We start from the raw sequence: 13,957 nt of genomic DNA, 5'->3' as shown, positions 1-13,957 counted from the left end.
TCGGTTGGTTGCTTGCTATTCGAACGCTGCAATAACCTCGGCTCTTATGCGGTCAATCAGGCCCGGTTCGGCAACCAAGCGGCCCTGTTCCTCCTCCAGAATCGCCAAAAACGCATCGCGCTTGAACCCTGCGATGACATCGGCAGGCAAAGGTTCCTCCACTGTCGAAGCGATCAGGTCTATCGTGCGTTCCGCGCCGTGGAGCCGTCCCCAGAGGTAGTCGTTTTCGCGGTAGGCGCGGCTGAAGAATGCGCCGAAGTTGAAGAATTCCACCCCGCGCAGACAGGCGAACGTGCCGCCTTTGCGGATTGAGGTGGCATCGTCGGGCGAGATGCGATCAACCTTTACCGGGTCGAATTCGCCCATACCTTCACCCTGCAGCAGCGGCAAGGTGGCGATATCGTAGAACGGGAAGCCGAGATAGGCGTGGAGGAAGCGGCGACGTAGCGGCCTGTCCATCGCCTCAAGGGCCGAGACAAGCAGCCCGTCCACTTGCAGATCCAGCGTTATCAGATCGCGCCGCGCTGCGATGGCACTAAGCACCGCGCCGGGGTCAACCGTGGCGAGCGCGGCGGTTTCGGCAAAGCCGGGGCCAAGACCTTCGGCAGTTTCGCGCCCTTGATAGAGCGCTTGTGCCCGGTAAACAGCATCGCGTGCCACTTCGCGTGCGGCTGGTTCGACAACTTCGCCTGCATCCCAATCACGCGTCAGGCGGCGGGCCAGCAGCTTCAGGCGGCGGATGCGGAACGCGAGGTCGTGCGTACGGAAAAACACGATGGCTTCGGGCGTCGCCCCGCCGCGCAGGGCGGACAGGCGGTCCAGTCCGTTGGCGGCAAGGTGTTTCCACAGCGCGGTTTCTACGTCCGCCTCGGTAGCGGCTTGTGGTGCGGCCTGATGAATCAGGCAGGCGAGATCGGCGACGATGCCCGAGAGTTTGGTCTGGGCGTAGCCGTGGAAGGCGAACCCTGCGCGTTCGGCCGAGGCCTGCTGCGCCTTGTTGCGCCATGACGTCAGGCGGCGCTGGTTGGGCCAATCGAAAAACAGTGTGCGACCGAACAGGGATTCGACGGTATCTTCGATTTCGGGCCGCAGAGCGTCAACAATCACCCGCAGGCGCGCGCGCTGGCGGGACTGGCGTTCGAGCGCTTCGAGGTTGTCACGGATCGGCTGTTCGCGCGGGATTGAGGAAAGCGAGCCGAAGATGGCGGAGAAGAAGCCGACCGTGCGCCCGCCTTTTGGCGCGATGCGCATGTGATCGGGGCTGGGGTCGATGTAGACGAAGCGGCGGTCCACCTCACGCCGGGCGGGGCGATCACGAAGCACGTCGATTGCCTGCGCGAAGGGGCGGTTGACCAGCACCGCGCCATCGACCAGCGCAACGCTATCTGCCGTGCCGCGCCGGGCATGGGTGGGCATGATACGTTCGATGAAGCTTTGCCGGGTAGGCCATGTATTGCCACGCTCGGCGACAAGCTTGTCGATTTCATCGAGTACAAGCGGCGGGAACGCGCCGGGGAAACTGGCGGTGGAACGGGCGGCGAGAACCAGCTCGGGGCAGGGGGCAAGATCGCGGTCCGGCCCGCGCGTCATGGTGCGGCGAAAGCCGATGGATAGGCGGTGTTCGCTTTCCACCACCACTTCGGGGCTGTTGAGGCGCAGTTCTTCAAGGTGGCCATTGAAATCGGTGGCGGTAACCAGCAGGTCGATAGGATGGCCTTCGGGAAGGAGCGGATCGCCCATCGGGGTTTTCGCCATCGCATCCAGAGCGTCTGCGATCATGCGCGAAAAGCCGATCCCGCTGAACGGCGGGGCGAACCAGCGCGCGCGGATCAGGCGCGAGACCTTGCGCCGCACTTCAGAACGGGTTTCGGGCGCGACGGTGCTGCTGACGACGTTTCCGGGGCGTTTCAGCACGAACCAGACGAGCGGTTGCGCCCAGAATTTGGCAAGCGCGCTCCAAGGTTTGGCGTCTGGATCGAGCAGCGCGTCTATGTCTGCACGTTCGAGCCACATGGCGGTCAGAGGTTCGAGGCTTTGCCCGGTGGTGATGGCTTGGGCAAGAAATACGCCGTTGATGCCGCCCGCGCTCGCGCCCGAAATGATGTCAGGCAAAAGGCGCAGTCGCAGCTCGCGTGTGAGCGCGATTTCTTCAAGCAGACGCAGATAGACTGCTTCCACACCCTGCGGATCGGGGCCTTCGGGACAATGGAACGCGCGGCTGGCGCGGGTGGCGCGCCACAGTTCCTTGGTGACGCCATGCATGTAGACGGCAAGGCTGATGCCGCCGTAGCAGACAAGGGCAATCCGCAGTTCTTTCTGCCGCATGCATGCACAATGGCAGGCTTGCGAGCGGCTAGCCAGTGCGAACTTGCACGAGGTCTGGTGTAAAACTTGCCGACAGCAAAATTTGCGTCGAGGCGCAAAATATCTGAAAAATATAGATATTTTTTGTCGACGCTGCTCGTGGCAGACTGTCAGGGTAACCGACGCTTTACCCTTTGCAGTGTAAGGCCACCCGTGAAGGGGCCGTTCCGCGCCCCACTTGGGTGACGAGCGCCGATCTGATGATCCGCCTGTTCAAACATTATATTCCGCATTCGGTCCTGCTTCTGGGCCTGCTGGATTTTGTCCTGCTGATCTGTGCGGGCGAGATCAGCTGGCAAGTGCGTGCGCATCAGATTGGCATGGACCCGGGTGCGGTAGCGTTGCGCACCACGCCACTGCTGCTTTTTGCGGTGATGGTGCAGACGGCGATGATCGCGGTCGGCGTTTATGGTTCGGATGCGCTACGATCCATGCGCTATGCCACTGCGCGGCTGCTGGTAGCGGTGAGCCTTGGCATCATTGCGCTGTCGGTTGTTTACTTCCTGCTCCCGGGCCGCACACTGTGGCGATCCAACCTGCTGTACGCGATGTTCTTCGGGATGGGGTTCCTTGTCGCCATCCGGGTGTTGCTGGGCGGGTTGCTGGGAACGTCTGCATTCAGGCGACGCGTGCTGGTGCTTGGTGCTGGTGCCCGGGCAGAGCGTTTGCGCCAGCTTGGCGAACGGCCTGAGGCGGGCTTTGCCATTGTTGGCTACATCGGCATGAGCAGCGCAGCACCGGTGGTGATCGAGGCGATCCACCGCGATGCGATCAATAACATGACGCGTTATGTCGAGAACCTTGGCGTCAGCGAAGTGGTGCTGGCGCTGGAGGAACGGCGCAATGCCCTGCCGCTGAAAGACCTGCTGCGGATCAAGACGACGGGCGTTCACGTGAACGATTTCTCCACGTTCCTTGAGCGCGAGACGGGCCGGGTCGATCTCGATACCGTCAACCCAAGCTGGCTGATCTTCTCGGACGGATTCTCCTCCGGCAGGGCACTTTCAAGTGCGGCCAAGCGGATCTTCGACATTGCCGCGAGCCTGCTGCTGCTCTCGCTGACGCTGCCGGTTATCGTGCTGTTTGCACTGCTGGTGAAGTTGGACAGCAAGGGACCGGCTTTCTATCGCCAGCGCCGTGTCGGGCTTTATGGTCAACCGTTCAGTGTGATCAAGCTGCGTTCGATGCGCACCGATGCCGAAGTGGGCGGGGCACAGTTTGCGCAGGAGAACGACCCGCGTGTGACACGCATCGGCCGGTTCATCCGAAAAGTGCGGATTGACGAACTGCCGCAGACGTGGAGCGTGCTCAAGGGCCAGATGAGCTTTGTCGGCCCGCGCCCGGAGCGGCCGGAATTCGTCGCTGAACTGGAAGAGCAGCTGCCCTATTATGCCGAGCGCCACATGGTGAAGCCGGGCATTACCGGCTGGGCGCAGATCAACTACCCCTACGGCGCGTCACTCGACGATTCGCGGCAGAAGCTCGAATACGACCTCTATTACGCCAAGAATTACACGCCGTTTCTTGACCTGCTGATCCTGCTGCAGACGCTGCGCGTCGTGCTGTGGTCTGAAGGGGCGAGGTGAGCCTGCGATGCTGAACCCTTTTACCTGGGCTGGCTTTGGGCAGTGGGCATTTGCCGCATCGGCGTTTGCGTTCCTGCTGCTGGTCGGCTGGCGCTGGGATCGGCGCAGGCGTGACAGGGAAGCCACCGGCCTTGCCGAGATCGCAGCGTTTGCGCTGACGGCGGTGTGGGCGCTGGTGGTGGCAGGCACGGGTGCTGATACGCCGCTTTCGCAGCTGTTTGAATCGTTCCGCAGCCTTGGCTGGCTGGCGCTTTCATTTGCGCTGTTCACGCGCGATGGCAGGCATTCGAGCGTCGCGCCGATCCGGCCGATGATGGCCGCTTTGGTCTTTGTCGAACTGCTGCAGCCGATCCTGTTCCTGATGACTTTGCGTGATGGGACCAATGCCGTTGCGCTGGGCATGATCTTCCACATCTCGGTCCTGTTCCGCCTGCTGGTGGCGACTGGCGCGCTGGTGCTGGTCCACAACCTTTATGCAGGAGCGATGGCGCAGCAACGCGCCGCGCTGCGCTGGACCTGCGCGGCGATGGCGATGGTGTGGGGCTATGACCTCAACCTTTACACGATTGCCTACCTTGCACGTGCCATGCCGCCCGAACTGGCAGCGCTGCGTGGGCTGGCGCAGCTTGCCGCGATAGGGCTGCTGGTGATCGGCGCGGTGCGTGGGCGTTCGGCGCTGCGCTTTTCGCCGTCACGCGCGGTAGCGTTCCAGTCGCTCTCGTTGCTGGTGATCGGCGCCTACATGCTGGTCATGGTCGGCGCAGCACAATCGCTGGCCTGGCTGGGCGGCAATTCAAGCCAGTTGGCGCAACTGGGCTTCGTGTTTGTCAGCAGCGTACTGGTCGTTGCGATCATGCCATCAGGCCGGGTGCGCGGCTGGCTGAAGGTCATGCTGGCCAAGCACTTCTTCCAGCACCGCTATGACTATCGCGCCGAATGGCTGCGGTTTACGCGCACCATCGGGCGTGCAGGCGGGCAGACGCCGCCACTGCACGAGCGGGTGGTACAGGCCTTGGCTGATATTACCGATAGTTCGGCGGGGTTGCTGCTGGTTCCGGCGGAGAGTGGCGAACTGGTTCTGGCATCGCGCTGGCAGTGGCCGACGGCGGACGTTCCGGGCGAGGCGCTGGCGGCGGATCATGTGCCGTTCTTTGAAAAGCACAGCTTCATCGTCGATCTTGATGAAGTGCGCAGCGGCATTGATTATCAGGGCGAGCGCGCGGTGGTGCCCGAGTGGCTGATCGAGGAACATTCAGCGTGGGCGCTGGTGCCCCTGCTGCACTTTGACCGGCTGGTTGGACTTGTCGTGCTTGCCCGACCGCCGGTGGCGCGCAAGCTGGACTGGGAAGATTTCGACCTGCTGCGCGTAGTGGGAATGCAGCTTGCCAGCTATCTGGCTGAGCATGCCGGGCAGTCAGCGCTGCTTGAGGCCAGCCGCTTTGATGAGTTCAACCGGCGCATGGCGTTTGTCATGCACGACATCAAGAACCTTGCCAGCCAGCTCAGCCTGCTTTCGCGCAATGCCGAAAAGCACGCGGAGAACCCGGCGTTTCGGGCGGATATGCTGATCACGCTGCGCAATTCGGCAGACAAGCTGAACGCTCTGCTGGCGCGGCTCTCACGCTATGGCGGGAGCGGTGGCGAGCGGGTTGACGATGTTGACGCGGGCGATGTGATGCGCGCCGTTGCAGCACGCTATAACGCGCCGGGCCTGATACGCGTGCATGTGGTGTATGAAGGCGCATGCCATGTCCTCGCCAATCGCGAGGCGCTGGAACAAGTGCTGCTTCATCTGGTGCAGAACGGGATCGACGCTAGCCCGGACGGCATGGCGGTGTTCCTGCAATGCAATGTTGATGGCATGAATGGCTGCATCGAAGTCATCGATACCGGCTGCGGCATGAGCGCCGAGTTCATGCGCAATCGCCTGTTCAAGCCGTTCGTCTCCACCAAGCCGGGTGGCTTTGGCATCGGGGCGTTCGAGGCGCGCGAGATGGTGCGCGCGATGCGCGGCAAGCTGGACGTGGAAAGCCGCGAAGGCCTTGGCAGCCGCTTTTCTGTGCGCCTGCCACTTGCGGCTGCGCAACCGTTGATGGATTCCATTCAGGGTGAACCAAAGCCTGCGGGCGGCACCCAAGGCAAGAAGGTGGCATGATGAGTGAGAGCAAGCCCGGCCAACGCCCGGCGCTGCTGATCGTCGAGGACGATCCCGGCCTTCAGGCGCAGTTGAAATGGTCCTATGAGGACTTCGACGTGTTCATCGCCGGTGACCGCGCGAGCGCGCTGACGCTGTTGCGGTCCGAGGAGCCATCTGTCGTCACGCTGGACCTTGGCCTGCCGCCAGATCCCGACGGTACGACTGAGGGCTTTGCCGTGCTCGACGAAATCATGAAGCTGCGCCCGCAGACCAAGGTGATCGTCGCCAGTGGCCACGGCGCGCGAGAATCCGCGCTGAAGGCCATCGAGAAAGGCGCTTACGATTTCTACCAGAAGCCGGTGGACATCGATGCGCTGGGCTTGATTGTGCGCCGCGCGCTGCATCTTTCGCGGATCGAGAGTGAGAACCGCAACCTTGCGACGCGCGCGACGAGCGACAACAAAGTGCTCGGCCGGATGATCACCGCCGCGCCCGAGATGATCAAGGTGGCGCGCACGATTGAGCGTGTGGCCAACACCAATGTCTCAGTCATGCTCTTGGGCGCAAGCGGCACGGGCAAGGAACTGCTGGCGAAGGGTCTGCACGATTCTTCCAGCCGGTCGACCGGCTCGTTCATTGCGATCAACTGCGCGGCGATTCCGGAAAACCTTCTGGAAAGCGAGCTATTCGGCCACGAGAAGGGTGCATTTACCGGAGCGGTCAAGACCACCGAGGGCAAGATCGAACTGGCCAGCGGCGGCACGCTGTTCCTCGACGAAGTCGGCGATATTCCGCTGCAACTGCAGGTGAAATTGCTGCGCTTTTTGCAGGAACGCACCATCGAACGCATTGGTGGACGCAAGTCCATCGAGGTTGACACGCGTATCGTGTGCGCCACGCACCAGAACCTTGAAGCGATGATCGCCGACGGACGGTTCCGAGAGGATCTGTTCTATCGCCTCGCTGAAATCGTGGTGCGCATTCCCAGTCTGGCTGAACGTCCGGGCGATGCGACGCTGCTCGCCAAGACATTCCTTATGCGTTTTGCCAAGGAAATGAACCCGCAAGTGAAGGGCCTTGCGCCCGACGCGCTGGCGGCCATCGATGGCTGGAACTGGCCGGGCAACGTGCGCGAACTGGAAAACCGGGTGAAGCGCGCCGTGATCATGGCCGATGGCAAGCTTGTGACCGCCGCCGACCTTGATCTGCCGGGCGGCGAAAGCGAGGACAGTGCGCCGCTTAATCTCAAGACGGCGCGCGAGGTGACCGACCGCAAAGTCATCCGCCATGCGCTTGCCCGCAGCGAAGGCAACATTTCCAGCACGGCCCGCCTGCTCGGTATCAGCCGCCCCACGCTTTATGACCTGCTCAAGCAGTACGATCTCCAGAGCTAGGGCCTTTGCCGCCGCACTGGCGCTGACGCTTCTTGCCGCTGCACCGGCAAGGAGCGATGCGCCTGCCGATGCGCTTGCCTCGGCGCGTGCGGCGTTGGCCAAAGGCGACGGGATCGCAGCGGAAGTGCCATTGCAACAGGCGCTGCGCAACGGTGTGCCGGGTGACGCCGTGCGTGCGGAACTTGGCGAGGCTTTGTTGCTGCAAGGGGACCGTCGCAAGGCTCGTGAAGTGCTCATGGGCGGTGATTTTGCACCGGCAAGCGCTGCTCGCGGCTGGCAGATGCGTGGCCGGTTGGAACTGGAAGAGGGCAGGTTGGTCGAGGCTGGGCAGGCCTTTGACCAATCACACAGGATCAGTGCGGACAATGCCTCGCTGTGGATCGATATTGGCCGTTTGCGCTTCATCGGTGGCGAACACGCGCAGGCTATTGACGCCGCCGAACGCGCGATAAAGCTCAATCCGAAAGACCCTCGCGGGCTGGAACTGCGCGGGCTGCTGATCCGCGAGCAGTTTGGCCTTCAATCGGCGCTGCAGTGGTTTGAGGCCGGCTTGCGGATTGCTCCAGACGACGTCGGCCTGTTAAGCGAATATGCCGCAACACTGGGCGATCTTGGCCAGTATCGCGCGATGCTGATTGTCTGCAGGAAGTTGGCGAAAGTCGATCCTGGCAACGTCCGGGCGCTTTATCTGCAAGCCGTTTTGGCCGCGCGCGCAGGGCAAACCGCACTTTCGCGCAAAATCCTGCTGCAAACCGGCAAAACCCTGCGCGATCTTCCAGCTGCGATCATGCTCAACGGCATTCTCGAATACCGGTCAGGCAACACCAATCTTGCGGTCGAGCATTTTGACAGGCTGGTAAGAATGCAGCCGGACAACCTGCAGGCGCGCATGATGCTGGTGCGTGCGCTGCGCAGCCGTGGGCTGGATGCGCAAGCGGCGCAGGCAGCGGGCGTGTGGGCCAATCTGCAATCGGCACCGCCCTATTTGCTGCAATTGACCGGGGAAGCCTATCGCGCGCAAGGCCGCAAAACCGAATCGGCGACGCTGTTCGACCGCGCCGGCGAGGAGGGGCAGAGGCCATCCGAGTACCTCCCGGCAGGCCAGCCGCTGGGAGTGCTGGCCATTAGCTATGGCGATGGTCCCAATCTGGCGAGCAATGCCGTCCCTTACATTCGCGGGCTGATCGAGGCAGGCGAAGATCGGCAGGCAATTGCAGTGGCTGACCGGCTTAAACTCGCCAATCCCGGCGCTGCCGAGGCTTGGCTGTTGGCGGGCGATGCGCGCCTGATTGGCAACGATGCGCTGGGTGCGTTGGACCAATATGGCCGCGGTGCGCTGATCCGTTTTAACCTGCCGACCTTGCAGCGGATTGACCATGCCCTGCGGCTGGCCGGCCGCGATGCCGAAGCCAATGCCGTGGCGGCGCGCTACTTGCGGCAAAATCCAGGCAACCCACAGGCGCTCAAGCTGCTGTCCTATGGGCGCGCCGCCCTGGACGATATGGTTGGAGCCGAGCGGATCGAGGCAGTGCTGGTGGCGCGAGGTCTACGCAATCCATAGTTGCGCAATTCGTCATGGTTTTGCGCTCGACAGCGTTTGATCGTGTGATTACTCCCAATTCAATCGAACGATTAAATTGGGAGTGGATGATGGCAGGCGCGCTCGAAGGGCTGACCGTACTCGAATTTGCAGGGATCGGCCCCGGTCCTTTCGCCTGCATGATGCTGGCCGACCACGGCGCGCGGGTCATCCGAATTGATCGCCCCTCAAAGGGTGCAAGGGTGGGAGATGAAGGTCAGCGCGATATTCTCAACCGCAATCGTGAGCGCATTGAACTTGATCTGAAAGACCCGTTAGCCATCGCGCAAATCCGCGACTTGGTGAAGCAGGCCGATGCGATTGTCGAAGGGTTTCGCCCCGGCGTGATGGAGCGGTTGGGCCTTGGGCCGGACGTGTTGCTGGCCGACAATCCGAAACTGGTGTTCGGCCGCATGACCGGCTGGGGGCAGGACGGGCCGATGGCACCGCTGGCAGGCCACGACATCAACTATATCGCACTGGCAGGTGCGTTACATGGGTTTGGCCAAGCGGGCGGCAAGCCGCAGTTTCCGATCAACCTGGTCGGCGATTTCGGTGGCGGGGGCATGCTGATGGCGTTTGGCGTCATGGCGGCGGTGTTTTCGGCCCAGCAGACCGGACAGGGACAGGTCATCGATTGCGCGATGGTGGATGGCGCAGCGATCCTTTCGGCGATGACCTACACGTTCCTCGGCAATGGCCGCTGGAAGGATGAGCGCGGCGTCAACCTGCTTGATGGCGGGGCGCACTTCTATGACACCTACGAGACCAGCGACGGCAAATATGTCTCCATCGGATCAATCGAACCTCAGTTTTATGCGCTGTTGCTGGAAAAAACCGGGCTGGCGAACGATCCTGAATTTGCGCCGCAAATGGACCCGCGCGTCTGGCCCAAGCTGAAGGAACGCTTGACGGCACTGTTCCTGACCAAGACGCGCGATGACTGGTGCGCGATCATGGATGGCACCGACATCTGCTTTGCCCCGGTGCTCAGCCTGCGCGAGGCACCGAAGCATCCGCACAATGCGCAACGTGGGTCGTTCATCGAAGATCAGGGGATGGTGATGCCCGCGCCCGCCCCGCGTTTCCTCGGCACGCCCGCACCCAGACCCTCGCTGGCGGGGCGCAGCAAGGGCTGAAGCTTAGTCTGCCCGCACAGCGGCTTCGATCTCGGCGTCGGGATGAAGCCGCTTGTGGCGGACCGACCACCACAGCGAAATGCCGATCAGCGCGGCGCCGATCAGGCCGGTGATGGTTTCAGGGATATGGAACTTGGCCGAAAGCAGCATGATGACGCCGAGCGCAATGATCGCCCAGAACGCGCCGTGTTCAAGGAAGCGGTATTCCGATAGCGTGCCCTTCTTGACCAGCATGATGGTCATGGATCGCACAAACATGGCACCGATCGACAGGCCGATGGCAATGATCACCATGTTGTTCGAAAGTGCAAAGGCCCCGATCACGCCGTCAAAGCTGAATGACGCGTCCAGCACGTTGAGGTAGAGAAACCCGCCAAGCCCGGAGCGAACCACAAGCCCCGCAGCCTTCTGCGCCTGATCGCGCATTTCAAGGATCGTGCCGAGCGCTTCAACCGCGATGAAGGTAACCAGCCCCAACACGCCCGAAACCATGAATGTCAGTGCGTCCGCGTCTGAAAGCAGCAGCGAAATGCCATAGATCGAAACCAGCAGCAGCGCGATTTCTGCCGCCTTCACATTGGAAACCAGCGCCAGCTTTTCTTCCACCCACTTGATCCAGTGCACTTCCTTTTCACCATCGAAAAAGAAGGAAAGGCCGACCATCGCAAGGAATGCGCCACCAAAGCCGGCAATGCCGACATGCGCACTGCTGACGATTTCTTCGTAGCGTTTGGGATCGTTGAGCGAGAGGTTCAGCGCCTCTACCGGTCCAAGCCCCGCCGCAATCGCCACAATGGCCAGCGGAAAGACGATGCGCATGCCAAACACGGCGATGAGCATACCCCATGTGAGGAAGCGCTTCTGCCAGACCTCGTCCATCTCCTCCAGCACGGCGGCGTTGACCACTGCGTTGTCGAACGACAGCGAGATTTCCAGTATCGACAGGACGAACACAATCCAAAGCAAGGACAGCGTGCCGCCGGTCGTCCCGGTCTGCATCCAGCCATAAGCCACCGCAAGCGCGAGGCAGACCAGCGTGAAAAGGATCGATCCCTTGTAGAAGCGCAGCAAACTCAATTCCCCTGTGGTGTGGTGCAGCACTTACTTCGGCTGATAGGTCTGTTCAATGCCGGGAAAGCTGCGCGCTCGCACTTCCTCTGCATAAAGCGCCGCTGCGCCAGAAATAGTTCCGGCGATGTTCTCATAAACCTTCACGAAACGCGGTACGCGCTCGAACATGCCCAGCATGTCTTCGGTTACCAGCACCTGCCCATCGCATTGCGCCGAAGCGCCGATGCCGATGGTGGGGCAGGGGACAGCCTGCGTGATCGCCACGGCGATGGGTTCGACCACACCTTCGATCACGATGGCAAAGGCGCCTGCGTCTGACAGGGCCTTGGCATCGCCCACGATCTTGGCAGCCTCGGCCTCGCTGCGTCCGCGTGCATTATAGCCGCCGAGGACGTTGACCGCTTGCGGGGTCAGCCCGACGTGGCCCATCACGGGAATACCGCGTGCGGTAAGGAACGCGACCGTCGCGGCCATCGCTTCGCCGCCTTCCAGCTTTACCGCCGCACAGCCAGTTTCCTTGAGCAGGCGCGCGGCGCTTTCAAAGGCCTGGAGGGGAGATGCCTCATACGATCCGAATGGCATGTCGACAACGACCGCCGCATGATACGATCCGCGCACGACGGCCGCGCCGTGCGCTACCATCATGTCAAGCGTGACCGGAACCGATGAGGGCAGGCCATAGATCACCTGTCCTAGCGAATCTCCAACCAGCAACAGATCGCAATGCGCATCAAGCAACTGCGCCTGCCGCGCGGTATACGCGGTCAACATAACCACCGGCTGCGCGGTTACGCCGTCCTTTTTGCGCTGACGGATCGCCGGAACTGTCAGCCGCTTCATCGGCGCGGGCGTGGGGTTGGCGCGGCTGGTGCCCGTGTCGAGCTGGAAGGTGGTGGACATGAACGCGCATCCTTTCAGTCAAGGCCCGTGGCGGGCAGTTGCTTCTAGTAGCTTGGCGCAAACCCGCAAGGCTGGTCCGCCTTTGATGCAAGTCTGGGGAAAAATGGCTTGCGCGCAAGGCTGTTCCCGCTAGCTTCGCCGCCATTAGCTGGTTTCCGGCGCAACCGTTTCGGGTTTTGCGCTGGACCTAGGCGGGAGAAATTCATGTTCGGTCGCGTCAAGCCGCTCGACGCCATTCTTGCTACTGCAGAAAAGAAATCTCTGCACCGGTCGCTCGGTGCGTTTCAGTTGACCATGCTCGGGGTGGGTGCCGTGATCGGCACCGGCATCTTCGTGCTTACCGCCGAAGCCGCGCAAAAAGCCGGGCCGGGCATGATGATCAGCTTCATCATCGCCGGATTCGTCTGCGCCGTGGCTGCATTGTGTTACGCTGAAATGGCATCGATGGTGCCGGTGTCCGGCTCTGCCTACACCTACAGCTATGCCGTGATGGGCGAACTGATCGCTTGGATGGTCGGCTGGGCGCTGATCCTCGAATATGCCGTCGCGGCAGGGGCGGTCAGCGTCGGCTGGTCCGGCTACGTCGTCGGGCTGATCGAGAATGCGTTTGCTATCGACATCCCAGATCTGCTGGTGCGCGGGCCTTATGATGGCGGCCTGGTCAATCTTCCCGCCATGCTGATCGCAGGGCTGGTTACCTGGCTGCTGGTGATTGGCACCAAAGAAAGCGCTTCGGTCAACGCGGTGCTGGTGGCAATCAAGGTCGCAGCGCTGACGCTGTTCGTCATTCTGGCCCTGCCAGTGATGAAAATGGAGAACTTTGAGCCATTCGCTCCGCTCGGCTTCGGCGGGATCGGTGCGGCAGCAGCTTCGATCTTCTTCGCCTACGTCGGGTTTGACGCGGTTTCGACTGCGGCGGAAGAAACCAAGAATCCCCAACGCAACATGCCGATCGGCCTGATCGGCAGCCTTGCGATTTGTACCGTGTTCTATCTGCTCGTTGCAGCCGGTGTGATCGGTTCGGTCGGCGCACAGCCGGTACTTGACGCCAATGGCTTGAGCATGGAACCGGGCAGCCGCGAACTGGCTGCACAGTGCGCCGCAATGGGCGATCAAGCGGTCGTCTGTTCCAAGGAAGCGCTGGCGTGGACGCTGCGTGAAATCGGTTGGCCGCAGATTGGCAACCTGATCGGCCTTGCTGCCGGGCTTGCGCTGCCGTCAGTCATCCTGATGATGATGTTTGGCCAAACGCGCATCTTCTTTGTGATGAGCCGCGACGGCCTGCTTCCTGCCTCGTTCTCGAAAATCCACCCGCGCTACAACACGCCGCACGTCATCACGATCATCACCGGCATCTTTGTTGCGCTGTTTGCAGCGTTCTTCCCGGTCGGCCTGCTGGCCAACATCTCGAATTCGGGCACGCTGTTTGCCTTTGCCGCTGTGTCGGTTGCGGTGCTCGTGATCCGTCGTCGTGAGCCGAACCGCCATCGTCCGTTCCGCACCCCGGCGATCTACCTCACGTCGCCACTCGCGTTTCTCGGCTGCTGCTACTTGTTCTACAAGCTGGATGAGAAGAGCCAGATGCTGTTCGTGGTCTGGGCCGTGATCGGGCTGGTAGTCTACTATGCATACAGCCGTAGCCGCAGCCATGTGGGTTTGGGGCTGGTCGAAGTGCATGAAAACGATGCTGATGCACCGCCGCAGCCGGTGCCGCCGATCAACTGATCCGGCTTTTGGAGACGTGAAAAGGGCCGCCCCGAAAGGAGCGGCCCTTTTCTTATCGCCTT

9 protein-coding genes are annotated in these 13,957 nt (G+C 61.8%); 6 read left to right on the top strand and 3 right to left on the bottom strand.

The window, feature by feature from the left end; translation table 11 throughout:
- Positions 1–15: 15 nt before the first annotated feature.
- A complete protein-coding gene (locus Q8R81_RS14555; protein WP_305619004.1) occupies positions 16–2,325 on the bottom strand; it encodes a patatin-like protein in 2,310 nt (769 codons plus the stop codon).
- A 239-nt stretch (positions 2,326–2,564) separates the two neighbouring features.
- Between Q8R81_RS14555 and Q8R81_RS14550 the strand changes: the two genes are divergently transcribed.
- From Q8R81_RS14550 to Q8R81_RS14530, 5 genes are all read left to right on the top strand, one after another.
- Positions 2,565–3,950, top strand: a complete 1,386-nt coding sequence (locus tag Q8R81_RS14550; protein WP_305619415.1) for a TIGR03013 family XrtA/PEP-CTERM system glycosyltransferase — start codon at positions 2,565–2,567, stop codon at positions 3,948–3,950.
- 7 nt (positions 3,951–3,957) lie between these two features.
- A complete protein-coding gene (gene prsK / locus Q8R81_RS14545) occupies positions 3,958–6,105 on the top strand; it encodes an XrtA/PEP-CTERM system histidine kinase PrsK (RefSeq protein WP_305619002.1) in 2,148 nt (715 codons plus the stop codon).
- Positions 6,105–7,481: a PEP-CTERM-box response regulator transcription factor gene (prsR, locus tag Q8R81_RS14540; protein WP_305619000.1), complete on the top strand. Its 1,377-nt coding sequence runs from the start codon at positions 6,105–6,107 to the stop codon at positions 7,479–7,481. The genes prsK and prsR overlap by 1 nt, the downstream gene beginning before the upstream one ends.
- On the top strand, positions 7,447–9,042 hold the full coding sequence (locus tag Q8R81_RS14535; protein WP_305618998.1) for a tetratricopeptide repeat protein: 1,596 nt from the start codon (positions 7,447–7,449) through the stop codon (positions 9,040–9,042). Before prsR ends, Q8R81_RS14535 begins: the two co-directional genes overlap by 35 nt.
- An 89-nt stretch (positions 9,043–9,131) precedes the next feature.
- Positions 9,132–10,199, top strand: a complete 1,068-nt coding sequence (locus tag Q8R81_RS14530) for a CaiB/BaiF CoA-transferase family protein (protein ID WP_305618996.1) — start codon at positions 9,132–9,134, stop codon at positions 10,197–10,199.
- A gap of 3 nt (positions 10,200–10,202) precedes the next feature.
- Here the strand turns inward: Q8R81_RS14530 and Q8R81_RS14525 are convergent, their stop codons facing one another.
- Both Q8R81_RS14525 and panB read right to left on the bottom strand, forming a co-directional pair.
- Positions 10,203–11,270 (bottom strand): DUF475 domain-containing protein, encoded by a 1,068-nt coding sequence (locus tag Q8R81_RS14525; RefSeq protein WP_305619413.1) that lies wholly within the window; start codon positions 11,268–11,270, stop codon positions 10,203–10,205.
- Between the two features lie 30 nt (positions 11,271–11,300).
- Complete coding sequence (gene panB / locus Q8R81_RS14520) at positions 11,301–12,170, bottom strand: 3-methyl-2-oxobutanoate hydroxymethyltransferase (protein WP_305618994.1); 870 nt, start codon at positions 12,168–12,170, stop codon at positions 11,301–11,303.
- A gap of 204 nt (positions 12,171–12,374) precedes the next feature.
- Here panB and Q8R81_RS14515 point away from each other — a divergent pair, with 204 nt between their 5' ends.
- A complete protein-coding gene (locus tag Q8R81_RS14515) occupies positions 12,375–13,895 on the top strand; it encodes an amino acid permease (RefSeq protein WP_305618992.1) in 1,521 nt (506 codons plus the stop codon).
- Positions 13,896–13,957 lie beyond the last annotated feature (62 nt).

The organism is Novosphingobium sp., assembly GCF_030696665.1.
In the GTDB taxonomy this organism is placed as follows: Bacteria; Pseudomonadota; Alphaproteobacteria; order Sphingomonadales; family Sphingomonadaceae; genus Novosphingobium.
This window is presented reverse-complemented; position numbering and strand designations above follow the sequence as displayed.

Coding starts and splice junctions, on each gene's coding strand:
- Q8R81_RS14555 (WP_305619004.1), bottom strand. CDS start 2,325: ATGCGGCAGAAAGAACTGCGGATTGCCCTTGTCTGCTACGGCGGCATC.
- Q8R81_RS14550 (WP_305619415.1), top strand. CDS start 2,565: ATGATCCGCCTGTTCAAACATTATATTCCGCATTCGGTCCTGCTTCTG.
- prsK (WP_305619002.1), top strand. CDS start 3,958: ATGCTGAACCCTTTTACCTGGGCTGGCTTTGGGCAGTGGGCATTTGCC.
- prsR (WP_305619000.1), top strand. CDS start 6,105: ATGAGTGAGAGCAAGCCCGGCCAACGCCCGGCGCTGCTGATCGTCGAG.
- Q8R81_RS14535 (WP_305618998.1), top strand. CDS start 7,447: ATGACCTGCTCAAGCAGTACGATCTCCAGAGCTAGGGCCTTTGCCGCC.
- Q8R81_RS14530 (WP_305618996.1), top strand. CDS start 9,132: ATGGCAGGCGCGCTCGAAGGGCTGACCGTACTCGAATTTGCAGGGATC.
- panB (WP_305618994.1), bottom strand. CDS start 12,170: ATGTCCACCACCTTCCAGCTCGACACGGGCACCAGCCGCGCCAACCCC.
- Q8R81_RS14515 (WP_305618992.1), top strand. CDS start 12,375: ATGTTCGGTCGCGTCAAGCCGCTCGACGCCATTCTTGCTACTGCAGAA.